The 22,291-nt window shown below is 35.2% G+C and carries 16 protein-coding genes; 10 read left to right on the forward strand and 6 right to left on the reverse strand.

Going from position 1 to position 22,291, the window contains the following annotated elements; translation table 11 throughout:
• The first annotated feature begins 314 nt into the window (after positions 1 to 314).
• The 4 genes from OLM58_RS14330 (at position 315) to katG (ending at position 7,140) form a co-directional block, all read left to right on the forward strand.
• The gene (locus OLM58_RS14330) at positions 315 to 2,498 is read left to right on the forward strand and encodes a DUF5723 family protein (protein ID WP_264529460.1); all 2,184 of its coding nucleotides are present in this window, start codon (positions 315 to 317) and stop codon (positions 2,496 to 2,498) included.
• A gap of 115 nt (positions 2,499 to 2,613) precedes the next feature.
• The gene (gene pyrF, locus OLM58_RS14335) at positions 2,614 to 3,441 is read left to right on the forward strand and encodes an orotidine-5'-phosphate decarboxylase (RefSeq protein WP_264529461.1); all 828 of its coding nucleotides are present in this window, start codon (positions 2,614 to 2,616) and stop codon (positions 3,439 to 3,441) included.
• Positions 3,442 to 3,625: 184 nt separating this feature from the next.
• Entirely contained in the window at positions 3,626 to 4,426 is an 801-nt protein-coding gene (locus tag OLM58_RS14340) for an ABC transporter substrate-binding protein (protein ID WP_264529462.1), read from the forward strand.
• 509 nt (positions 4,427 to 4,935) lie between these two features.
• The gene (katG, locus tag OLM58_RS14345) at positions 4,936 to 7,140 is read left to right on the forward strand and encodes a catalase/peroxidase HPI (RefSeq protein ID WP_319802347.1); all 2,205 of its coding nucleotides are present in this window, start codon (positions 4,936 to 4,938) and stop codon (positions 7,138 to 7,140) included.
• 210 nt (positions 7,141 to 7,350) lie between these two features.
• Here katG and purU read toward each other — a convergent pair whose 3' ends face one another.
• The 5 genes from purU to OLM58_RS14370 form a co-directional block, all read right to left on the reverse strand.
• Positions 7,351 to 8,205 carry a formyltetrahydrofolate deformylase gene (gene purU, locus OLM58_RS14350; protein WP_264529463.1) on the reverse strand — a complete coding sequence of 285 codons (855 nt, stop codon included), beginning with the start codon at positions 8,203 to 8,205 and terminating at the stop codon, positions 7,351 to 7,353.
• Positions 8,206 to 8,292: 87 nt separating this feature from the next.
• Positions 8,293 to 9,018, reverse strand: a complete 726-nt coding sequence (locus OLM58_RS14355) for a DUF4197 domain-containing protein (protein ID WP_264529464.1) — start codon at positions 9,016 to 9,018, stop codon at positions 8,293 to 8,295.
• 260 nt (positions 9,019 to 9,278) lie between these two features.
• A complete protein-coding gene (locus tag OLM58_RS14360) occupies positions 9,279 to 9,899 on the reverse strand; it encodes a hypothetical protein (RefSeq protein WP_264529465.1) in 621 nt (206 codons plus the stop codon).
• Positions 9,900 to 9,938: 39 nt separating this feature from the next.
• Entirely contained in the window at positions 9,939 to 10,358 is a 420-nt protein-coding gene (locus OLM58_RS14365; RefSeq protein ID WP_264529466.1) for a cytochrome c oxidase assembly factor 1 family protein, read from the reverse strand.
• 151 nt (positions 10,359 to 10,509) lie between these two features.
• Positions 10,510 to 12,084, reverse strand: a complete 1,575-nt coding sequence (locus OLM58_RS14370; protein ID WP_264529467.1) for a L,D-transpeptidase family protein — start codon at positions 12,082 to 12,084, stop codon at positions 10,510 to 10,512.
• Positions 12,085 to 12,386: 302 nt separating this feature from the next.
• Between OLM58_RS14370 and OLM58_RS14375 the strand changes: the two genes are divergently transcribed.
• From OLM58_RS14375 to OLM58_RS14390, 4 genes are all read left to right on the forward strand, one after another.
• Positions 12,387 to 15,845, forward strand: coding sequence for a methylmalonyl-CoA mutase family protein (locus tag OLM58_RS14375; RefSeq protein WP_264529468.1), 3,459 nt, complete (start codon positions 12,387 to 12,389; stop codon positions 15,843 to 15,845).
• A 270-nt stretch (positions 15,846 to 16,115) separates the two neighbouring features.
• Complete coding sequence (locus OLM58_RS14380) at positions 16,116 to 17,735, forward strand: T9SS type A sorting domain-containing protein (RefSeq protein WP_264529469.1); 1,620 nt, start codon at positions 16,116 to 16,118, stop codon at positions 17,733 to 17,735.
• A 129-nt stretch (positions 17,736 to 17,864) separates the two neighbouring features.
• On the forward strand, positions 17,865 to 18,521 hold the full coding sequence (locus OLM58_RS14385) for a fibrobacter succinogenes major paralogous domain-containing protein (RefSeq protein ID WP_264529470.1): 657 nt from the start codon (positions 17,865 to 17,867) through the stop codon (positions 18,519 to 18,521).
• A gap of 159 nt (positions 18,522 to 18,680) precedes the next feature.
• Positions 18,681 to 20,264 carry a T9SS type A sorting domain-containing protein gene (locus OLM58_RS14390; RefSeq protein WP_264529471.1) on the forward strand — a complete coding sequence of 528 codons (1,584 nt, stop codon included), beginning with the start codon at positions 18,681 to 18,683 and terminating at the stop codon, positions 20,262 to 20,264.
• A 166-nt stretch (positions 20,265 to 20,430) separates the two neighbouring features.
• Here OLM58_RS14390 and OLM58_RS14395 read toward each other — a convergent pair whose 3' ends face one another.
• Positions 20,431 to 20,811 carry a flagellar motor protein MotB gene (locus tag OLM58_RS14395; RefSeq protein ID WP_089078098.1) on the reverse strand — a complete coding sequence of 127 codons (381 nt, stop codon included), beginning with the start codon at positions 20,809 to 20,811 and terminating at the stop codon, positions 20,431 to 20,433.
• A 298-nt stretch (positions 20,812 to 21,109) separates the two neighbouring features.
• Between OLM58_RS14395 and OLM58_RS14400 the strand changes: the two genes are divergently transcribed.
• Positions 21,110 to 21,574, forward strand: coding sequence for a type ISP restriction/modification enzyme (locus OLM58_RS14400; protein ID WP_264529472.1), 465 nt, complete (start codon positions 21,110 to 21,112; stop codon positions 21,572 to 21,574).
• Positions 21,575 to 21,637: 63 nt separating this feature from the next.
• Entirely contained in the window at positions 21,638 to 22,246 is a 609-nt protein-coding gene (locus OLM58_RS14405) for a hypothetical protein (protein WP_264529473.1), read from the forward strand.
• Positions 22,247 to 22,291: the final 45 nt, after the last annotated feature.

Genomic DNA, 22,291 nt, shown 5'->3' on the forward strand with positions numbered 1-22,291 from the left:
TGCTATTCCTGCAAAAAACATTAAGCAGTAATAGTAATGTAAAATTGCAAATTATTTGTTGGTTTTCTGTTACATTCATTTAAAGAAGTATTGCATAATTCACATTTTGGACTTTTAAGCGTGATAAAGAAATTTAATAGATGCTGTTATAATTATTTGATTAAAGGGTACTTATGGAAAACAGAAAGAAAGTCTTTAGATTCATCTAAAAAAAATGTTAAAAAAGTTACAGGAATTCAATGTTTACGTAACCTGTTTGTAATTCAAATAGTGTAGTTTTGCCGCCGAATTTACCTAAAACAAAACAAATTTTAATGAAAAAAACTTTACTCAGTTTATTACTTATTGCGATTACTTTTTCAGCCAAATCTCAGTCTTATTTGGGATATACGCATGATAATTATGCAGGTGTTCAAAGCGTTCTTTTTAATCCGGCTTCTATTGCCGATTCTCGTTTTAAAACCGATGTTAATCTGTTTTCAATCAGTGGGACAGTAGCAAATGATCTTTATGGTGTTCGCCTTTTTGACGTGTATAAAAAAGGATATGATTTTGACAAGCAGTCGATCATGACACCGGCTAACTCCAACAATGGTTTGGTTAATTTTGATATTATGGGGCCTTCATTCATGTTTAATATTGCTCCAAAACATACAATTGCTGTTTTTACAAGAGCCAGATCGATTACTAATGCTTATAATGTTAACGGTAGCCTTGTAAATGAGGTGAAAAATGGTTTAGACCATGCCAGCAATTTTAATTTTAATTTAGGCAATCCAAATGCAGTTTCGCATTCATGGGGAGAGCTTGGTGTTTCGTATGCTGCAGTTTTATGGCAAAACGATCAACATTTCTTAAAAGGAGGTTTAACAGCAAAATATCTTCAGGGTGGTGTAAACGGTTATACTCAGGGCAGAGGTGTGAAAGTTGCATTTGTGGAGAACAAAGCCAATCCGAGAGCCAGCACGCTTTTTTCTGAAGGAGAAGTAACCGTAGGAGCAAGCCAGGACTTTGATGCTAATAAAGATTACAAATTTGATGCGAATTCAAATGGTTTCGGTTTTGATTTCGGACTTGTGTACGAATGGAGACCTGAATACAAAAAGTACGATTTAAACAAAGCAACAAGAGCCGACAATAACTTTCGTGATTTGAACAAATACAAAGTACGTTTTGGTTTATCGGTTACCGATATTGGTTCAATCAATTACAAGAATTCAAAATTAGATACCTATAATGTTACCGGAGTGGTAACAGAGAAAATGATCAATGATGCCGATAATTTGTATGATTTCCTGAACGAGCATTATACAAAAGTTTCGACTTCAAAAGGAGTTAGAACCAATTTGCCAACAGCAATTCACGCTGATGCAGATTGGAACATGTACAGAAAATTCTATTTAAATTTAAATGGAGATATCAGTATGGTGAGCGACTCTAAATTAAACGGAAGCAGTATTGCCAATCGTGTTAGTTTAACGCCTCGTTACGAAAGCAGATGGTTTAGCTTTTATGTACCGATGACCTGGATGGAATACAGCGGAATGCAGGTAGGATCAGGAATTCGTTTAGGAGCTTTCTTTATTGGTTCAGGTTCTGTTTTGACGAATCTGGTTTCAAAAGAATCCAAAGCGGTTGATTTTCATCTAGGGGTAAAAATTCCGGTTTATCAGAAGAAATTCAAAGATACAGATGAAGACGGAGTAATCGATAAAGAAGACTCTTGCCGAAAAGTAGCAGGTCCGGAAGAAAATAACGGTTGTCCATGGCCAGATACAGATGGAGACAAAGTTTTTGATAAAGATGATGTTTGCCCAAGTGTTGCAGGTCCTGTAGAAAATAAAGGATGTCCTTGGAAAGATAGTGATGGAGATACTTTATTAGACAATGTAGATGCTTGTCCTGCAGTTGCCGGTCCGGTAGAAAACAAAGGTTGTCCTTGGCCGGATACTGACAAAGACGGAGTTTTAGACAAAGACGACGCTTGTCCGGATGTTGCTGGTCCTGCAGAAAATAAAGGATGCCCTGTTTTAGATGCTGATAAAGACGGAGTTTTGGATAAAGATGACGCTTGCCCGTTAGTGTATGGCCCTGCAGAAAATAATGGTTGTCCTAAAGTTACAAAAGAAACATTAGCACAATTGAAAGTAGAGGCGAAGTCTATCTTTTTTACAACCGGAAAAGCAACTTTAAGTGACGCCAGAAAAGGAGAAACTTCAGGTAGATTAGATGCGATCAAAGAGATCCTGAAAAACTATCCAAATGCTAAGTTTGCAATCAACGGACATACAGATAACATAGGAAATCCAAAAGCCAACAAGAAATTATCTGAGGCAAGAGCAAAAATAGTAATGGATGCTTTGATTGAAAAAGGGGTAAATCCGGCTAACTTAAGTTCACAAGGATTTGGATCTGCAAAACCGGTTCAGTCTAATAAAACGGCTAAAGGAAGAGCAGAAAACAGAAGAACAGAAATTGTATATTTAGGTAATTTGTAAGCCTAAACAGAATATAAAACCAAAAAGCCATTCGTAATTGAATGGCTTTTTTTATTTTTGCATACTTCTAAAATAGAATTATTTCTACTCTGTTTGGAGAACTAAAAAATCAAGAATGACAACACAACAACTACACGAACAAATTCTTTTAAAAAAATCATTTTTATGCGTTGGATTAGATCCTGATCTGACTAAAATTCCGCCACATTTATTAGAAACCGAAGATCCAATTTTTGAGTTCAATAAAGCAATAATTGATGCAACGCACGATTTAGCGGTAGGGTACAAGCCCAACACTGCTTTTTTTGAGGCTTACGGATTAAAAGGATGGCTTTCACTTCAGAAAACCATAAACTACATCAACGAGAATTTTCCGGAAATGTTTACCATTGCCGATGCAAAACGTGGTGATATAGGTAATACATCAAGCATGTATGCCAAAGCTTTTTTTGAAGATTTGAATTTCGACAGTGTAACCGTTGCTCCTTATATGGGGAAAGATTCTGTAGAACCTTTCTTGGCTTTTGAAAACAAACATACGATTATGCTGGCTTTGACTTCAAACGAAGGAGCATTTGATTTTCAAACTTTGACGACAAACGGAAAAGAATTATACAAACAAGTTTTAGAAACGTCTAAAACCTGGAAAAACAGCCACAATCTTATGTATGTGGTAGGCGCTACAAAAGCAGAATACTTTACCGAAATTAGAAAAATTGTTCCGGACAGTTTCTTATTGGTACCGGGAATTGGAGCTCAGGGCGGAAGCTTATCTGAAGTTTGCAAATACGGAATGAACGATCAGGTTGGTTTATTGGTCAATTCAGCGAGAGCAATTATCTACGCCTCAAAAGGAACTGACTTTGCTGAAAAAGCGAGAGAAGAAGCTGTGAAAGTTCAAAAAGAAATGGAAGAGATTATTCGTTTAAAGTTTCAGGTTTAAATAACTTTATAAATAGATTAACCGCAAAGTTCGCAAAGGTTTTTCGCAAGGTTCGCAAAAAAAAGCTTTGCGTTCACAGCGTAATCCTTTGCGAACTTTGCGGTTAAAGAACTTGAAACTTGAAACTTGAAACCTGAAACCTGAAACCTGAAACCTGAAACCTGAAACCTGAAACAAAATAAGCATGAAAGAGTTAACAGATCAAATAGGAAATGTACATACTTTCGAAACAGCTCCAAAACGAATTATTTCGTTAGTTCCTTCACAAACCGAATTGCTATACGATCTAGGTTTAGAAGAAAAAATAGTGGGGATAACAAAGTTCTGCGTGCATCCGTATCATTTTAAGTCGACTAAAAAAATGGTTGGAGGAACGAAGAAGATTCATTTTGAAAAAATAAAACTGCTCCAACCCGATATTATCATTTGCAACAAAGAAGAAAATACGCCCGAAATTGTAACCCAGTTAAGTACTATTTGCCCGGTTTGGGTGACCAATATTGTTTCAATTGAGGATAATTTCCAAATGATTTCTGATTTTGGACAGCTTTTCAATTGCAGAACCGAAGCTCAGAAATGGAACAATAAACTGCTCTTTGCTTTAGACGATTTTAAAAAATACGTTCAGGACATTCCTGAGAAAAAAACGGCTTACTTTATTTGGAAGAACCCTTATATGGTAGCAGGAAATGATACCTATATTAATGAGTTATTAAAACTGAATCATTTTCAGAATATCTATGGGGATAAAGGTCGCTATCCGGAAATTGAACTCAGAAAAATGCGTCTGGAAGGCGATCCTGATTTGGTTTTTCTTTCTTCAGAACCTTATCCGTTTAAAGAAGAAGATGCTTTTGAAATAGGACGTTTTACCCATCATGCCAAAACTATTTTTGTCGATGGCGAAATGTTCTCCTGGCACGGAAGCCGACTGTTAAAGGCTTTTCCATACTTCAAATTACTGCACGAAAGACTTAGAAATTAGTTTCAGGTTTCAGGTTTCAAGTTTCAGTTTTTTTTTGTTTCAAGTTGTTGGAGCGTATATTTTGGCGCAAAAACTTTAGCAAATTTGCGGTTAAACTATGTTCAAAGTGTAGCAACCTGAAACCTGAAACAAAAAAGGTAACAAATTAGCAAAAAAAAATGCCGGCATCTCGAAGACGCCGGCATCATTTAACTAACCAAAACCAAAATAATAAATAACCAGTTTATTACACTACAAAGATCCAACTTATATGGATGTTTTGCTGTTAAGGTTTTGTTATTACTTTGTTGGACATAAGTTAAGATTCTTTAATGTGCTGTTTTGAGCTTTCTGTAGTGTTAAATAATTTTTGGCTATTAAAATATAAAAACAATCAATTTTGTTTATTAATATCGCAAAGATAAGTTTGTATATTTGATAAAGTGTTAGATATCAATGAGGTGTGATTTCTTAAAAAAATTAGCATTTGATATAAAACAGTTAATTCTAATCAAAAAAAACAGAAAACAATGAGTGATTCAAACGAAAGTAAATGTCCTTTCCACAATGGACAAATGAAAGAAACTGCTGGTACAGGAACCTCTAATAAAGATTGGTGGCCAAATCGTTTAAACTTAAATATATTGCGTCAGCATTCTAGTTTGTCGGATCCGATGGAAAAAGATTTTAACTATGCGGAAGCATTTAAAACGTTAGATCTGAATGCGGTTAAAAAAGATCTTTTTGACCTGATGAAAGATTCGCAGGATTGGTGGCCGGCAGATTATGGTCATTATGGCCCTTTATTTATTCGTATGGCTTGGCACAGCGCGGGAACGTATCGTATATCAGACGGTCGTGGAGGTGCAAGTTCGGGGAATCAGCGTTTTGCTCCTCTAAACAGCTGGCCGGACAACGGGAATTTAGATAAAGCACGTTTTTTACTTTGGCCAATCAAACAGAAGTATGGAAACAAAATTTCCTGGGCCGATTTGATGATCTTAACAGGTAACTGCGCTTTAGAATCTATGGGATTTAAGACTTTTGGATTTGCAGGTGGAAGGGAAGATGTTTGGGAACCGGAACAGGATGTGAACTGGGGTTCAGAAATAGAATGGTTGGCTACCAGTGATAAACCATTTAGCAGGTATACCGGTGATAGAAATCTGGAGAATCCACTTGCGGCTGTACAAATGGGATTAATATATGTAAACCCTGAAGGTCCGGATGGTAACCCGGATCCACTAGGTTCCGGTAGAGATATTAGAGAGACTTTTGCAAGAATGGCAATGGATGATGCGGAAACTGTGGCATTAGTTGCGGGAGGTCATACATTCGGAAAAGCGCATGGTGCCGGTGATGCAGCATTAGTCGGAGCGGAGCCTGAAGGTGCCAGCATAGAACAAATGGGAATGGGTTGGAAAAGCAGTTTTGGTAGCGGAGTAGGAGGAGATGCTATTACCAGTGGGATTGAAGGAGCTTGGAAACCAAATCCGACTACCTGGGATAATGGTTTTTTTGAAACTTTGTTTAAGTACGATTGGAAATTAACCAAAAGTCCGGCAGGAGCACATCAGTGGACACCAACAGATGAAAGCGCTGCTACAACTGTAGAAGATGCTCACAATCCGGCCAAACGACATGCTCCGATGATGACGACAGCAGATATGGCGCTGAAATTAGATCCTATTTACGCACCAATTTCAAGAGACTATTTCGAGAATTTTGACAAATTTGCTGATGCTTTTGCAAGAGCATGGTACAAATTGACGCACAGAGATTTGGGGCCTGTTTCACGTTATTTAGGACCTGAAGTTCCAAGTGAAGTATTAATTTGGCAAGACCCGATTCCTGCTGCTAAAGGCGAGTTGAGTTATAATGATATTGCTGCTTTAAAAGATAAAATTCTTTCCAGCGGACTTTCTATTTCAGAATTGGTAAATACGGCTTGGGCATCAGCTTCTACATTTAGAGGTTCGGATAAACGTGGAGGAGCTAATGGCGCCCGTATTCGTTTTGAACCTCAAATTAGCTGGGAAGTTAATGGAGGAGGACAAGTAAAAAAGGTATTGGCTGCTTTAGAAGCCATACAAAATGATTTTGCTAATTCAGGAAAATCAGTATCTATTGCCGATTTAATTGTTTTAGGAGGATCTGCAGCTATTGAAAAAGCAGCGTCAAATGCCGGTTTATCTGTTGATGTTCCTTTTACACAAGGAAGAGGTGATGCTACTTTAGAGCAAACAGATGTACATTCGTTTGAAGTATTAGAGCCAAAAGCAGATGGATTCCGAAACTATAAAAGTGCGAAAACAGGAGCTATTACTGAAGAACTTTTAATAGACAAAGCACAATTGTTAACCTTAACTGTACCTGAAATGACAGTGTTGGTGGGAGGTTTGAGAGTGTTGAACGCTAACTATGACGGTTCTAAACATGGCGTGTTTACCGCAAATAGAGAAACATTAAGTAATGATTTCTTCATAAACCTGTTAGATTTAAGAACGGCCTGGAAAGCCACTGATGAAACCGGTGAAGTTTTTGAAGGACGTAATCGTACTACAGGAGAGGTTAAATGGACCGCAACCCGTGCCGATCTTATATTTGGTTCTAATTCTGAACTTCGTGCTTTAGCTGAGGTATACGCAAGCAGTGATGCCAAAGGGAAATTTGTTAAAGATTTTGTCTCAGCATGGACTAAAGTAATGAATCTGGACCGATTTGATGTACGTTAATAAAAAGGTTCTGAGGTTCTGAGGGACAAAGGTTCTGAGGAGCAAAGTTTCAAAGAGACAAAGGTTCTGAGAGACAAAGGCTCAAAGGGACAAAGTCTGCGTTTTGAACGTATATTTTAAAAAAGTAAACCCGACAGGCTTTTAAAACCTGTCGGGTTTGTTTATTTAAGAGGGAAATCTTTGTCCCTTTGAACCTCTGCTACTTTACCCCTAAGAAAAAACAACTGTTTTATTGCTGTAAACTATTGTTTTTCTTTCGGCATGTAATTTTATCGCTCTGGCTAAAACGATGCGTTCTAAATCGCGCCCTTTCATAATAAAATCTTCAACGGAATGTATGTGTGAAACTCTCGCAATATCCTGTTCAATAATTGGCCCTTCATCCAGTTGTTCCGTCACGTAGTGGCTGGTTGCTCCAATAATTTTTACCCCTCGCTTAAAAGCCGAGTGATAAGGTTTGGCACCCGGGAAGGCCGGTAAAAACGAATGATGAATATTAATGATTTTATTCTCGTAAAGCGAAATCAATTTAGGGGTAACGATCTGCATATAACGCGCCAGGACAATGAAATTAATCTGGTATTTTTTTAACAGTTCAATTTGTTTGGCTTCACCTTCTTCTTTATTGTCTTTTGTAAATGGAACACAGTGAAACGGAATATTAAATCGTTCGGCAACTGATCGCAACTCGTTATGATTACTGATGATGACAGGGATTTCTATATTTAATTCGTTAGCACTGTAACGCCCAAGAATATCAAACAGACAATGATCGTATTTGGAGACAAACAAAGCCATTTTAGGTTTGTGTTCCTGATTGTACAATTCCCACGACATATTAAAGTCGGCTACAATCGTTTTTGAAAAATCTTCTTTTATCGATTCGGCACTCACATGTTGATTGGTGAGTTCACATTCCAGTCGCATAAAAAAGACATTTTGCTCTACATCAACATGCTGATCGATATAGGTAATATTTCCTTCGACTTTAGCAATAAAAGTGGTCACTGCGGCAATGATTCCTTTTTGATCTTTGCAGTGCATCAGAATGGTTATTTTTTGCATTTTGGTTTAGGTTATTGGTTAATCGGTTAATCGTTGATTTGTTCATTCGATTAAACGATTAACAAATCAACAATTTAACAACAAAAGCTATTTTTTGTCCTGCATTGCAAATACTTTCTTCAATAAAGGAGATGTTCTTGCATTGATGTTGGTACGAATGTCTTTTTCTTCTACGGCAATCATTTTAAAAACACCTGCTAAAGCCTGATTTGTGGTATAATCAGTCAAATCCGGGTTTACTTTTCGAACTAATGGAATGGTGTTGTATTTCTTGATTATGTTTGTCCAGATTACATCAGCACCTACTTTTTCAAAAGAAGTTTTGATTACGGGATTGAATTTGCTGTACAAAGCTGTTGTTGTACTGTTTTGTAAATAACTGGTTGCAGCACTTTCGTTCCCCAATAAAATGTTTTTTGCATCGGTAAAAGACATGTTTTTGACCGCAGAAACAAAGATTGGTGTAGCTTCTTTAACGGCATCTTCGGCGGCACGATTCATTGCTTTTATGCCTTCATCGGCAAGAGAGGATAAACCAATTTTTCGTAAGGTAGCGTCAACTCTTTGCAGTTCTTCCGGCATTAAAATTTTTACCGCTTCATTTTTATAAAAACCATCCTCAGCGGTTAATTTGCTTACTTGCTTTGTAATTCCTTTGTTTAGGGCTTCCTTTAATCCCGAGGCAATATCAACATTTCCGGTGCCATTGATCTTTGACGATAATTGAGATAACTGATCTAAAGTTTTTTGTATCTGAGCATTAGAAGTGAAAGAAAATGTAAGCGTAAGTAACAGAAGTAGAATCTTTTTCATTAAAGTGTAATTTTATAAGTTTTCAAAAATACTACTTATTCAAAAATAAAGCCACAATTTTATTTTCGGAGAAGAAACCAATTTGTTGGAGGTTTAACAGTTTTTTTATAAGGTACTTAGGTTCTGAGTTGCTAAGGGGCAAAGGTTTTATTGGAATAGAAAAAAAAACTTTAGGTAGTTTTTTTAGAATTAAAATATTTCTTCTGAAAATAAAACTTAGTGCCTTAGTGACTCAGGATCTCAGAGCCTCAGTGTTTTTTCTAGAAAAAACCTCCATCAAGATTTTTTCGGGATATTTGTTTAATTCCGGTATTGGTATAAGAATAACTTGATGCTTCCGTCCATTTCCAATTGGAATTAGCATCATTATCTATGCCAACTGCCGAGTAGATAATTTTGATGTTATTGTCAGTCGTGGCCATTTTTAGCCAGAGAAAGAATTCTTTATTTTTGGGTGTAGTCTCATTTTTGGAACAATATTGCAGTCTTCCTAAAACTTCAGGATCTTCTTTAAACCATTGTTTTAAAAATCCTAAATGCGTTTCAGAGCATTGATATCCCAAGTTCAGAGCCCATAGAAATTTACATTTTAAGTTGCTCTCGTCTGCTTTTTTATCACTATCCCAGTAGCAGTCATGGTCAACACCAGTAGTAACAAATCCTAGTGCTGCCCGTTGTGGATCGGTTAAGGTTTTGATGTAGTCTTCGTTAAGCTGAAGAACACCTTGCTTATTTAACCAAAGTATTTTGATATAATCAGTTTGGGGCGGAACGGTTTTGTTATCAGGTTTTTGGTTTATATTGTGAGGTTCGTTAGTTTGTGAGAAAACGGAATAATTGAAACTTAAAACTAGGATTAAAAAAAGTAAACGTAGGCTCATAGTGTGATAGTGTAGAAAAGTATAAGAGAGGATAGTATTTTATTTTTTTAGCAAATCAATTTGTTCTTTAGTGTCTTCCACATAAAGACTCATCTCATCGTATTTCCATGTTCCGTTTTTGGTGCCCGAGACAAATAAAGTTCCTCTGCTTTTAGAACCCCTTATTGGAATTTGTAAGTTGCAATGTTCTATACTGTTGCTTGAATTAACGCTGCCGGAGGCAATTCCGTTATCTTCAATTGGACTACCCAATTTCTCCAGCACTATTGCATTATGCTGCGCTTCGTTCATGGCAGATTTATAAGAATCAGATTCTTTGAGCATGGTGGTAACTCCAAAGAAAAGCGCTGCTATAAACAAACCAAACAGCACCACAAGACTTAAACATCCGGTTGGAACAAACCATTTCCAGTTTCTGTCCCACCAGCTTTTTCTAACTTCAGTATAATCGTCTTCCATAAAAAAAGGGTAATTTTTAGATTTGTATTTGAGTTATTAAAGATACTATTATTCTTCCAAACTCTAAATTCAAATCTAAAATTACCCTATTAAAAATTACAGCTTTAATTAATGATCATTTGATGAAGCTAACGAACTAATTGGTTAAATTTTAGTTAGATACTACTCCTGTCTGAGGAGAAACCGTTTTGTTTAATTCAGCATCTCGCTCATAAACATCCTGAAAGAAACCAATTTCTCCATTTTCATTGACCAGCGAAGTAAAATAAGTAATATAAATAGGTACTTTTTTAGTTAGTTTAAAACTGTTTTCTGTTTTACCCGCCATAGCTTTATCTATTTTATCGGGAGTCCATTCAGGATAATCTTTAAGCATGGCAGTAGCTAATTCTTTTGCCATTTTTACGTTTATACAACCATGGCTGAACGTTCTTTTTTCAAAATCGAATAAAGTTTTAGATGGAGTATCATGCATATAGATGTCATCAGGGTTCGGAAACATAAATTTTACTAATCCTAATGAGTTTTCAGGACCCGGTTTTTGTCTCACCTGACCATTTACGATTTCCATATTATGTTTGGCCAAATAATTTTTATCCTCAGCGATTTTACTTTTCAACTCATTGTTTACAATACTTTGCGGCACGGTCCAGTAAGGGCTAAAAACGATTCTCTCAATTTCGCCATTAAAAATGGTTGTTTTAGTTAATGGTGCTCCAACAAAGACACTAGAAGACAGCTGCACCTTCCCATTTTTTACATAAATCAATTCGTACGAAGGAACGTTGACTAAAACATATTCATCGCAACCGGCCATTTGATCCGAAATAGTGCGACATCTTTCCATGTTAAGTTTTAGGGTCTCCATTTTATCGGCAAGAGGAACATTCATTTCTTTAATATGTTCTTCTGCTAAAATATAGTTAGGTTTGAAACCGTTACGAACTTTATATTTCATTACAGCATCCATTAATTCACGGTCGTAAACGTTACTTTTAGAATCCTTTTTTAAATCTCCCAATAAGTATAAACGGGTTCTGACTTGGGCGATAGTATTTGAAACAGCATCCGGACGTAAATCTTTATAAGGTGTTTCTTCCGGAACAATAGGTTTCCATTTATTAGAACGGTCTAGTTTTTTATATTTTTTCAGAACGTCCTGTAATTTATAATATTGATCATAGGTTACTTTAACATTTTCAGTAGTCGAAGTGGTGGCTTCTTCGATTGTACTGTAATTTAAAAAATCTGTCAGCATAGCATCATACGACATTTTTTTCCCGGCATCTGCATTACTTTTTTTGGCGTAAGCAATATATAAAGAACTCAAAAGCATATCTGCATCTGTTTTAGACAGCTTTGTTGCTGAAGAAGAAAAAAGAGCATCGATTTCTTTTTGATAAGGAACAACCAAATCATTCGTTTTTTTAGCTTTTTGATATAATGCAGTACCAAACTCATTGATGGCATCTTCATCAAACCAGATAGTTCCCGGAGTTCTGTTTTTGTATAATGACATGACGTCAGACTTATATTTTTTCAAATCAGAATATCTTTTAAAGAAGTCATTTGAAATTTCGTTTACATTATCAGAACCTGAATTCTTGTAAACGGGCGCGACAGTTGAAGTTTTTTTATAAGAAATGTTCTTATGATCAGTTTTGGCAAAAGAAGAAACAAAAAAACTTAGAACTATAATTAGGCTGAGTGGATATAATGTTTTCATTTTTTAAATTTTTACGGTGTTACTTTTGTAGGTAGTTTTAGGTAAAAATTTGGGGTTTTTATATACTACTAAATTACTTTATGATATTGATTTACAGGTTCTTGTATTTTGTTTAAATATTTCAAGATTTCCATGTTGTTAACATTTTTATAAGACTTATATAGGATAAATCAACTTAGTATTCAAATTGTTACCCCTCTAAAAGAAAAAAGATTCTTTTTTTTGTTAACAAAAAGATATTAGCATGATCAAATGTTGTAATATTTTGTAAATTGCTCCCTTAAAATTATCATATTCATAAAATGGAACAACAAATACCATATATTCCTAAAAATAAAGTAAGAATTGTAACCGCAGCCTCTCTTTTTGACGGACATGATGCAGCGATAAACATTATGCGTCGTATTATTCAGTCAACCGGAGTTGAGGTAATTCACCTTGGGCACGACCGTAGTGTTGAGGAAGTGGTAAATACTGCTATTCAGGAAGACGCGAATGCGATTGCGATGACATCGTATCAGGGAGGACATAATGAATATTTTAAATACATGTATGACTTGCTCAAAGAAAAAGGAGCAGGACACATTAAAATTTTTGGAGGCGGAGGCGGAGTAATCCTTCCAAGCGAAATTTCAGAATTACATGAATATGGTATTACAAGAATTTATTCTCCGGATGATGGTCGTTCTTTAGGTTTACAGGGAATGATTAATGATTTGGTTCAACGTTCAGATTATCCTATTGGAGATCAGTTAAACGGAGAAGTCGATCATATCGAAAATAAAATTCCAACCGCAATTGCACGTTTGATTTCAGCAGCAGAAAATTTCCCTGAAATCGCAAAACCTGTTTTTGATCAGATTCACGAAAGCAACACCGATTCTAAAATTCCGGTTCTTGGAATCACCGGAACGGGTGGAGCCGGAAAATCATCTTTAGTAGATGAACTGGTTCGTCGCTTTTTAATTGATTTCCCTGAGAAAACTATCGGATTGATTTCTGTCGATCCGTCAAAAAGAAAAACAGGAGGAGCGTTACTGGGTGACAGAATCCGTATGAATGCCATCAACAATCCTCGTGTGTATATGCGCTCGCTGGCGACACGTCAGTCGAATTTGGCCTTATCCAAATATGTTGCCGAAGCCATTCAGGTTTTAAAAGCAGCAAAATACGATTTGATCATTCTTGAAACTTCAGGAATCGGACAATCCGACACCGAGATTATGGACCATTCGGATGTATCTTTATATGTAATGACACCGGAATTTGGTGCCGCAACACAATTAGAGAAAATCGACATGCTTGATTTTGCCGATTTGGTCGCTTTAAACAAGTTTGACAAAAGAGGTGCTCTTGACGCCATTCGTGACGTTAAAAAACAATACCAGCGCAATCATAATTTATGGGATAAAAATCCGGATGAAATGCCGGTTTTCGGAACCATTGCTTCTCAGTTTAACGATCCGGGAATGAACACGCTTTATAAAGCGATCATGGACAAGATTGTGGAAAAAACGCAATCAGAATTGAAATCTACTTTTCAGATTACGAAGGAAATGAGCGAGAAAATCTTCGTGATTCCACCACACAGAACCCGTTACTTATCCGAAATTGCAGAGAACAACAGATCTTATGATGAAATAGCAGCTGCGCAGCAAAAAGTAGCACAGAAATTATACGGAATCTTTAAAACCATAGAAACCGTTTCAGGGAAAGTTCCACAAATTAATAAAGCCGGAATTGATGACACTAGTGTCTTCCTGAGCGGAGTCGAAGGAGTGAAAGCAGCCGAAACGCACGACGAAAACAGAATCTTTTTAAACCTGTTACTGAATCAGTTTGATAAAGTAAAAATGGATCTTGATCCGTACAATTGGGAAATTATCCTGAATTGGGACGAGAAAGTAGCCAAATATAAAAATCCGGTGTACAGCTTTAAGGTGCGTGATAAAGAAATTAAAATCGCTACTCATTCAGAAAGCTTGTCGCATTTGCAAATCCCAAAAATTGCTTTGCCTAAATATGAAGCCTGGGGAGATATTTTGCGTTGGAATTTACAGGAAAACGTTCCGGGAGAATTTCCGTTTGCTTCGGGATTGTATCCGTTTAAGCGTGAAGGTGAAGATCCGTCAAGAATGTTTGCAGGAGAGGGAGGACCGGAAAGAACCAACAAACGTTTTCATTATGTGAGTGCGGGATTACCGGCAAAACGACTTTCAACTGCTTTTGATAGTGTGACTTTATACGGAAACGATCCTGATATTCGTCCTGATATTTACGGAAAAATTGGTAATGCCGGAGTTTCGATTTGCTGTTTGGACGATGCTAAAAAACTATATTCAGGTTTTGATCTGGTTCATGCTTTAACCTCGGTGAGTATGACCATCAACGGACCGGCACCTATGCTGTTAGGTTTCTTTATGAACGCGGCTATCGATCAGCAATGTGAGATTTACATTAAAGCCAACGAATTAGAAAAAGAAGTTGAAGCAAAAATCAACAAAATATACAAGGAAAAAGGAACAGAACGTCCAAAATACCAAGGCGATCTGCCGGCAGGAAACAACGGTTTGGGATTAATGCTTTTGGGGGTTACCGGAGATCAGGTTTTACCTTTGGATGTGTATAACGATATCAAAGTAAAAACCTTATCACAGGTTCGTGGTACGGTTCAGGCTGATATTTTGAAAGAAGATCAGGCACAAAACACCTGTATTTTCTCAACGGAATTTGCATTGCGATTAATGGGTGACGTTCAGGAATATTTTATTACTCAAAACGTTCGTAATTTTTACTCCGTTTCGATTTCAGGATATCATATTGCTGAGGCAGGAGCGAACCCAATTACACAGCTGGCTTTTACACTTTCGAATGGTTTCACTTACGTGGAATATTACTTAAGCCGTGGCATGAGCATTAACGATTTTGGACCAAACTTATCGTTCTTCTTCTCAAACGGAGTAGATCCTGAATATTCAGTAATTGGACGTGTGGCACGTAAGATTTGGGCAAAAGCCATGAAAAACAAATACGGAGCCAACGAAAGAGCGCAAATGCTAAAATATCATATTCAAACTTCCGGGCGTTCCTTACACGCACAGGAAATTGATTTCAACGATATTAGAACGACATTACAGGCTTTGTATGCGATTTACGACAACTGTAACTCATTGCATACCAACGCATACGATGAAGCGATTACCACACCAACCGAAGAGTCAGTGCGTAGAGCCATGGCGATTCAGTTGATTATCAATAAAGAATTAGGTCTGGCGAAAAACGAAAACCCAATTCAGGGATCGTTTATCATCGAAGAATTAACCGATTTAGTAGAAGCTGCCGTTTTACAGGAATTTGACCGAATCACAGAACGTGGCGGAGTTTTGGGAGCTATGGAAACCATGTACCAGCGTTCTAAAATTCAGGAAGAAAGTTTGTATTACGAAACCTTAAAACACAACGGAGATTTCCCAATTGTGGGGGTAAACACCTTCCTAAGCTCAAAAGGATCTCCAACGGTAATTCCGGCAGAAGTAATTCGCGCCACCGAAGAAGAAAAACAATATCAAATTACGATGCTGGACAACTTACACCAGTTTCACGAAGCAAAAGTAAACGAGCACCTGCGTCAACTACAGGAAGCCGCCATTAAAAACGAAAACTTATTCGCCCATTTAATGGAAGCGACTAAGGTTTGTTCCTTAGGGCAGATTACTTCGGCCTTGTTTGAAGTAGGCGGCCAGTATAGAAGGAATATGTAATTATTACGATTTTATAAAAACAAAAAACCTTTCAGAAATGAGAGGTTTTTTGTTTTTATAAAATGCTCTAATGGAGTAGCGTACAGTGTTGAAAAAATATGTTTTCTTTCTTTTATTCCCATAAAAAAGGATTTGATTCAAGTATCAAATCTATTTCTTGATGTACATGATTCTTATATTTTTTTGTTAATGATATTTGTAATAAAAATCATTATATATTTGCGCTTATTTAAACAATATTACTAATTAAATTATCATCAATAGTCAATAATGAAAACAAAACTACTTTTATTATTTTTTACTTTCTTAATTGTTAAATCTAATGCTCAGAAGCAAGTTTATAGCTTTTTATCATTCTATCCTACCAGTTCTATTGAGTCTAATTTTGTTCAATTTAACGATAAGATTTTTTTCGAAGCACCTGGAGATGGAACTGGTAGAGAGGTTTGGACAAGTGATGGAACTCCTGATAATACTTTTATGCTTAAAGATATCAATATTGGTAGTGGTAATTCAATTTTTGCCAGCTTAAAACGAAGTTCTGCCATTTTGAATAATAATTTGTATTTTATTGCAAAAGACGCAGATTCTAATGGAGAAATATGGAAAACTGATGGAACAACAAATGGAACGGTAAAATTAACAAATTTTCTTAATGGAAGAGGAGCCAAGTTGACTACTGTGGGAGCTTTTATTTTTTTTACTCTTATAAATGATGATCATACTTTGGAGGTTTGGAAAACTGATGGAACAATAAATGGAACTCTACTAGTAAAAGATAATTTGCCTATAGCGCACATTGTTTCTTTTCAAGGAAAGTGTAATAATACTTTTATATTTACATTTGAATCCCCCGGCACAAATCAATGCAGAGTATGGAGAAGTGATGGAACTTCTTATGGAACATTTCCGATAACAGAAGAAGTTTCTGGAAATGGTTCAGGCTTTGTGACTACCGAAGGTGGTGCTATTGGTGGTGGGCCGATTTTGACACAATATATAGAACATAATGGTAAGTTGTATTTTGTAACGAGTAATTTTTTGTTTGAAACTGATGGAACTTTAAAAAATACTAAAAGTATTGCAAATGTGAAGGGTGATAAGCAAGGAAGCGTATTTCATAGCGATATTATCGAAGCAAATAATAATCTGTATTTAATGTTTTTTAGATTAGAGACGAATAATATTTCAATATTAAAATTTGATCTTGTAAACAATAGCATTAACTCAGTATATGAAAATACAAGTTCTCACTATTTTTCACCATCTAATTTTATGAAAGTAGATGATTCGTTACTGTTTACATCATCGAATTCAACAGGCAATACATCTTTAGTTTTATTAAATCTTGCAAATAATGAGGTGTCAAATATAAAAGATTTAACGTCGGCAGGTGATCTTGTAATTCGTTCAGGATATTTGCCTTACTATATAAGTTCTATTTTTAAAATCAATAAAGATGAATATTTTGTTTACATCGCAAGAGATAAAAATAATAAAAGGAAGGGATGGATATTAAATAATACATTAGGGACGATTGAAAATGTAAGTATCTTAGATAACATCCTGGAACCTATAGTTTATAAAGATTATCTATACTATGCAAAAGATAATAAATTATGGAAATACTCTAATAATTTGAGCACAATCGATGTGACTCATAAAAAGGCGATTGTTTTTTATCCAAATCCGTCATCTGATCTTATGCAGTTAAATGTAGACAATAGTAATGAAGTTGAAAATATAAGTGTTTTTGACTTAAATGGGAAATTACTTCAAACGTTGTCAAATTCCTCTCAAATTGATATTTCTTCTTTATCTAAAGGAATTTATACCGCTCAAATAAAATGGAATGGAACTTTGATTAATAAAAAGATCATTAAAAACTAAAAGTTAAAGAAGTTTCTATAAAAATGAAGATTTAATCATTTAATGGAGGTCTCTGTTAGTGTACATCCCGTTCACGCTAGCGTACGACATTTTATAAAACCAATTCAATAATTTACAAATAATTAAAAAATGGGCAAATTATTTTTATCATTCATTTTATTGCTATTAATCCCAAATAAAACGGAGAATAATATCGCTGCCGATATTGATGGTAATAAATACACAATAATTAAAATCGACAAATATTTAATTTCAAATCAAAATTTAAATGTAAGTCATTTCAGAAATGGTGACGTAATACCTGAAGTAAAAACAATACAAGAATGGAGAAAGTATGGCAAATTAAAAAAGCCAGCTTGGTGTTATCATGAAAGTAATGAAAAGAATAAGAAAAAAATCGGGAAAATTTATAATGGATTCGCTGTCAATGATCCAAGAGGTTTATGTCCCAACGGATTTCATATTCCGACGCATAAAGAATGGAAAGAAATAATTACATCTTTAGGAGGATATGACAATGCAGGATTACATTTAAAATCTAAAAATTGGGATGGAGATAATAGTTCCGAATTTAATGCTGTTCCGGGCGGTTACAGGAGTACTGTAAATGAAATTGATTTTTATCCATTAGACTATTGTGTGTTATTTTGGGGTACAAAAGTACAGGTAAGTAAAAACAGTAATGATTTTATCGGTTTGATGGATGGCGACAATTCAGTTAATGGAGAAGTTACCGCACATACATCAGAGAATGGAATGTATGTTCGATTTATTAAAAATAATTGATAAAAAGTATTTACCAATACGCTCGCGCTCATGGCGGATATGGAAAACCTCTCAGAAATGGGAGGTTTTTTTGTTGATAGATTCGTATTTGAGTTCCATATACTATAAAAACACTTCTGAAATTCTTATATATTTGCCTTCGAAATTTAACTGATCTGAATGAAAACAAAACTACTTTTATTTCTTTTTATTATAATAATTGGAAAAATTGATGCTCAACAGCAGATTTATTCATTTAACTATAATTACCCTGTTCGATATATTGAATATAACGACAATATCTTTTTTTTAGCGGGAAACGAAGATACTGGCCGTGAAATATGGAAAAGCAATGGAACTCCCGAAGGCACATCTCTGGTTAAAGATGTTTATCCAGGAAAAGAGGATGGCGGCATGGATTTATTAAAAGGACGTTCAGCAATTTTAAATAAGACATTGTTTTTTATTGCAAAGGATGAAACTTCTAATGGTGAAATATGGAAAACGGACGGAACAGAAACAGGAACAGTGAAAGTTACAAATTTTCTTAAAGGCAGAGTCTGGACGATAACAGCAGTAGGAAATTCAATTTATTTTTTACTGAAAATCGACGATACATTACAAGTTTGGAAAACAGATGGAACTTCACAAGGGACAATATTAGTTAGAGGTGATTTACCGGCATGGAATAAACCCACTTTTGAAGGGAAGTGTAACGATACTTTTGTTTTCACATTTCAGCCTTTCGGTACTAACAATTCAAGGGTATGGAGAAGTGACGGAACAGCTGATGGAACATTTCCTATAACAGCTGAAATAGATGGTAACGGATCAGGGCCAGGGGGTACATCCGCATTAACTCAGTACATAGAAAGCAATGGTAAACTTTATTTTGTTAGCAGGTACCATTTATTTGAGACCGATGGTACTGTTGGTAATACAAAAATTGTTTCTGATTTATGGAACGCACAAATGAATCTGGTATCTTACAGTACTATGACTAAAGATAGTAATAATCTTTATTTTATGTTTTTTTCTAAAGACAGTTTGAGAATGGAAATTTGGAAATATGATCTGCAGAATAAAAAGGCATCTTTGTCTTATAAAGTTTATGGAAGTAAATATTTTTCCCCATCAAATTTGTTGAAAACGGATGATTCTTTACTTTTCTGCGGGCCTAATAATAGTGGAGGTACTTCGTTATTATCAATGGATTTAGGTACCCAGTTAATATCAGATTTGAAAGAGCTTATGCCAGTTGATACAGCGATTCCTTTTATATTTCCTGATGACTATTCTATTACCTCTATTTATGAGATTAATAAAAATGATTATTTTATTACTACCGGACCGGATGATTTAGAGCATAGAAAAGGATGGATTTTTAATAAAAGTCTGCAGACTACAGAAAATATTAGTGCGCTTGATAACGTAAGGCAGGCGATTGTTTACAAAGGAAGTTTACTCTATGGAAAAGAAAATGTACTGTATAGATATTCCAATGATTTGAGCACGATATCGAATGATAAACAATCATTTTTATCAATATTTCCTAATCCTTCAACAGATTTTGTAAAGCTAAAAACAAATAACGAAGATGGTATTGAAAGCGTTCAGATTTTTGATTTAAATGGAAAGTTGGTAAGTGATAGAACTAATTTTACTACCGATAAGATGGATGTTTCTAAGCTAGATCCTGGGGTTTATATCTTGAAAGCTAAGGTTAATAGAGTTATGGTTTCAAAGAAAATAATAAAAAAATAAAATTCCGTACATTTTGTCATTTCGAGGTACGAGAAATCACACCAGTATTTCCGTAAAGAAAGTTGCCAAGCTTTGTCGAGTTTCGAATGTGATTTACTTCGCCTATTCACTATCGCTCGAGTCTCCTTACGTCGAAATGACAAGATTGTGGTTGTTTTTTAGCGAATTAAGCTTTCTTTTTTACCGGAACTTTTGTTTTTAATTTTTCAATAAGAGCGTCGGCTTCTTGATATAAGGAAATCGATCGCAGTGATTCAGCATAGCGGTAATAATATTCAGGTTCTAAATCGGTAGTAAGAGCAAAAAGTTCGCGGTACCATTTGGCTGCTTTATCCAGATTGCATTTAGCATAGCAGGAATTTCCCAGTTTTTGAAATAAATCAACAGATTTGTAGCCTTTTGCGGCAACCCTTTCATAGGTTTTCATCACATCAACATAGGCATATTTATCGCTTACTTTATCGGTTTGATACAATTTTTCGCTTTGAGCGGAGACACGAATAGAAAACAGAGTCAATAGCATTACAATAGCTAGTTTTTCTTTCATGGAAATAGATTTAAATGGGGACTTGATATTATTTTTATTTTTTTGGAACAATTTAAAAGCAAGAGAATTATTTAATGTTAGCTGATTGTGTTTTTTGCAAATATATATATAAATCAGTAATATAACATGCATTTTGGCGATGTTTTTTTGACTTTATCGATAAAATTAGAGTCGAAAAAAATGGTAAAATCTTGTCTGGTAAATAATTTCTTATGGATATAAAAACGTTTAAGGCTTGAATTTATTTTAGTTGCGCTAAAAAATAATCTAACTTTATAAAGATTTAGAGAGGTAGAGTATGAGAATGGAAGACTATTTAAATAAAATAAATAATTTGCGTCTCGTAGAAAATAGAGTTGGGCTTCCTGTTAATGCTGAGTTGGAAGAGCTTATTTTAAAAACAGCGTTAGAGAGTAGTCAAAGCTATTTCAGGCTGGAGATGCTTTTTCAAAAAGCAGAGAATACTAGTGTGACATTAAATCCTGAAACGGTTCAATTCATTGCAAATGGTTACGGTTTGCTGTTTATGGATGAGAAAGAAACCGGGAATGTTTGTTTTGCGCACAGTCAGGAATTACAACCTGAGTTTAAACAAAGCTTTACGGCAATTGATGTTTTAGATTTAAGTTATGCTATTTTGCATTCGTCACTTTATAGTGAAGATTTAAAAGTAGGCGAACTAAAAATTCCTATACCGCAAGATGTTGCTGTATTTTGGAAACTAGTTCAAATAGGAGAGGAATTGCGAGGGAAAGAAAAGTAATAAACAAAAAAGCATCAAGTGCTGCTTTTGAATTTTAAAGCAAAAGTAAATTTTGAAGTTATAATGAAAATTGTACTAGAAAATAAGGGAATTAAAACAGACACTTATTATGTACCGCCTTTTGTTTTATATGAAGGTGAAATAGCCGTTTTGTTTTTGAGTAACGAAAAATGTCCCTATGATACAGAAATGTATCTTAAAGACATTTTTTGCGGTAAGATAAAACATGAGAATGTTACTTTACATAAAAAAATGACTTTTGTTGATTTCTTTAGGGAATCAAACTTTAGAGGTTATTTTTTTCCCTCGACTGTAAACAGATATATTAAAAGACGGGCAGATCTTACGAATCCTTTTCTTGTAAAATTATTTGAAGATAAATATGTTACTAGAAAAACCAGGATGAATCGTCTGGGAGGAACCCAGCGAAAGCTGTTGAATTTATATGTGACACTTTCTAAGGCAACAGATATAATATTTGATGTAGTAGGGTTGGATCCTCAAGGGTCTGTGTTAACCTTTAAAATGGTAGAGGAAACAGTAAAGAATGGAGGATCAGCAATTTTGTTTGATAGCTTTGCTAATACGAAAGAATATGCTTCAAAGTACATTGAACTAGAATGGAATAATGGTAGTTTACCAACTAAAAAAGAGGTTGAATTTAACTTTTAAACAAAAAAAAAGCATCAGCCACGCTGATGCTTTTCAATTTCAAGT

The sequence above is a fragment of the Flavobacterium sp. N502540 genome (assembly GCF_025947365.1).
In the GTDB taxonomy this organism is placed as follows: domain Bacteria; phylum Bacteroidota; class Bacteroidia; order Flavobacteriales; family Flavobacteriaceae; genus Flavobacterium.

Bases quoted from the DNA above. Each gene is read 5' to 3' on its own strand.
- OLM58_RS14380 (WP_264529469.1), top strand. From the start codon at position 16,116: ATGAAAACAAAACTACTTTTATTATTTTTTACTTTCTTAATTGTTAAA.
- pyrF (WP_264529461.1), top strand. From the start codon at position 2,614: ATGACAACACAACAACTACACGAACAAATTCTTTTAAAAAAATCATTT.
- OLM58_RS14395 (WP_089078098.1), bottom strand. From the start codon at position 20,811: ATGAAAGAAAAACTAGCTATTGTAATGCTATTGACTCTGTTTTCTATT.
- OLM58_RS14340 (WP_264529462.1), top strand. From the start codon at position 3,626: ATGAAAGAGTTAACAGATCAAATAGGAAATGTACATACTTTCGAAACA.
- katG (WP_319802347.1), top strand. From the start codon at position 4,936: ATGAGTGATTCAAACGAAAGTAAATGTCCTTTCCACAATGGACAAATG.
- OLM58_RS14390 (WP_264529471.1), top strand. From the start codon at position 18,681: ATGAAAACAAAACTACTTTTATTTCTTTTTATTATAATAATTGGAAAA.
- OLM58_RS14400 (WP_264529472.1), top strand. From the start codon at position 21,110: ATGAGAATGGAAGACTATTTAAATAAAATAAATAATTTGCGTCTCGTA.
- purU (WP_264529463.1), bottom strand. From the start codon at position 8,205: ATGCAAAAAATAACCATTCTGATGCACTGCAAAGATCAAAAAGGAATC.
- OLM58_RS14360 (WP_264529465.1), bottom strand. From the start codon at position 9,899: ATGAGCCTACGTTTACTTTTTTTAATCCTAGTTTTAAGTTTCAATTAT.
- OLM58_RS14385 (WP_264529470.1), top strand. From the start codon at position 17,865: ATGGGCAAATTATTTTTATCATTCATTTTATTGCTATTAATCCCAAAT.
- OLM58_RS14370 (WP_264529467.1), bottom strand. From the start codon at position 12,084: ATGAAAACATTATATCCACTCAGCCTAATTATAGTTCTAAGTTTTTTT.
- OLM58_RS14330 (WP_264529460.1), top strand. From the start codon at position 315: ATGAAAAAAACTTTACTCAGTTTATTACTTATTGCGATTACTTTTTCA.
- OLM58_RS14405 (WP_264529473.1), top strand. From the start codon at position 21,638: ATGAAAATTGTACTAGAAAATAAGGGAATTAAAACAGACACTTATTAT.
- OLM58_RS14355 (WP_264529464.1), bottom strand. From the start codon at position 9,018: ATGAAAAAGATTCTACTTCTGTTACTTACGCTTACATTTTCTTTCACT.
- OLM58_RS14375 (WP_264529468.1), top strand. From the start codon at position 12,387: ATGGAACAACAAATACCATATATTCCTAAAAATAAAGTAAGAATTGTA.
- OLM58_RS14365 (WP_264529466.1), bottom strand. From the start codon at position 10,358: ATGGAAGACGATTATACTGAAGTTAGAAAAAGCTGGTGGGACAGAAAC.